Consider the following 1,379-nt stretch of genomic DNA (forward strand, 5'->3'; position numbering starts at 1 on the left):
GGCGCAGGAGGAGCACGACGCGTTCGCCGAGCTGCTGCGCGGGCGCGGCGTCGAGGTGCTGCTGCTGGCGGACCTGCTGGTCGAAGCGCTATGCCCACGCGCCGCGCCGCGGCCAGGCTCGACCACGACGTCAGGTCGATCAGCGCCCGGTCGTCCGGCTGGACCTCGCGGAAGCGGTCGATCACCGGCTGGTCGATCTGGTACGACGCCAGCGCGGTGAGCAGCGCCAGGCGTCCGGCGTCCTGCAGGCCCGCGGGCAGCGGCGCGATCGCGTCCTCCACCCAGGCGCGGCTCAGGCCGACGGGCTTGCCGTCCCACCGGGCCAGGTGCTCCAGCACGAGCGCGCGCACCTCGGCGGGCACCGAGCGCTCACCGGCCCGTTCGATGGCGGCGGCGGCCCGCGCGTAGGCACCGGCGATGGCGGTGTGCCCCTCGGCCCACCTCATGTCCTCGGGCAGCGGCGCGTCGGGCAGCAGGTCCAGCGAGGTGCCCGACCGGGGTCCGCCGCGCTCGGCCGTCTTGATCAGCCACACCAGCACCCGGCGCACCACCGTCATCGAGGCGGCCGGTGCGCCCGGGGGCAGCGGCAGCTCGCCCAGGAAGATGTTCACCATCCGGTTGAGGTATTGCAGTATCACCGCCGTGCCGACCATCTCCGGGGCCTGGTCGACCGGGAACGGCACGGGGTGGCCGGCCGCCTCGTCCGGGGTCGCGTTGGCGGTGGCCCAGTCGGCGGCGGCGCGGGCCGCGGGCTCCGGGATCGAGCCGTTCTTGTAGCCCACCAGGTCGATCAGCATCGACGAGTGCATCGAGATGCAGAACGGGCAGTTGTTGCCCTCGGAGACCGCGGTGGACACCGCTTCCTTCTGCGCCCTCGGCGCCGAGCCGGGGACGAGCAGGGTCTCGCGCAGCATCAACCAGGCCGCCGCCAGCACGTCCGGCGAGGACGCGTGCAGCGCGATCGGCGGCGCGAGCACGCCGAAGTCGCGTTCGAGCTCCCGGTAGACCCGGGCCACGTCCTCGCTCGCCGCGCCGTACCGCACCGCGCGGACCTGACGGACCTGCGCGGTGGACAGCCCGCGTAAGCCTGCCTGTACCAGTGTTGCTCGCATGGGGATCGGTTCCTCCGCCGGTGCTCCAGGGATCGGGAAGAAGAAACACAGCGTAGAGGCCGCCATGATCGGAACGTGAGGAGTTCTGCTCCGGTTCGGCCATCCGGCGCTTCGGGGGGAGGCCGGGACGCGCACCCCCGGCAGCACCTGTCGGTCCCGCTTCCCGCCGCACCGCGGGGGTGGACGTCCGCGACGGCCCGTGGTCCGCGAACCACCCACGACCGGCCGGTGGACGGCACGGCTGCGCGAGCGTCCCGCGGTCCGCCC

At 73.9% G+C, this 1,379-nt stretch carries 1 pseudogene; it reads left to right on the forward strand.

Going from position 1 to position 1,379, the window contains the following annotated elements:
* A pseudogene (locus AB0G02_RS40405) lies at nucleotides 1-91 on the forward strand (arginine deiminase family protein); the annotation flags it as partial.
* Between the last annotated feature and the right edge of the window lie 1,288 nt (nucleotides 92-1,379).

This window comes from Actinosynnema sp. NPDC023658 (genome assembly GCF_040639995.1).
Lineage (GTDB): Bacteria > Actinomycetota > Actinomycetes > Mycobacteriales > Pseudonocardiaceae > Actinosynnema.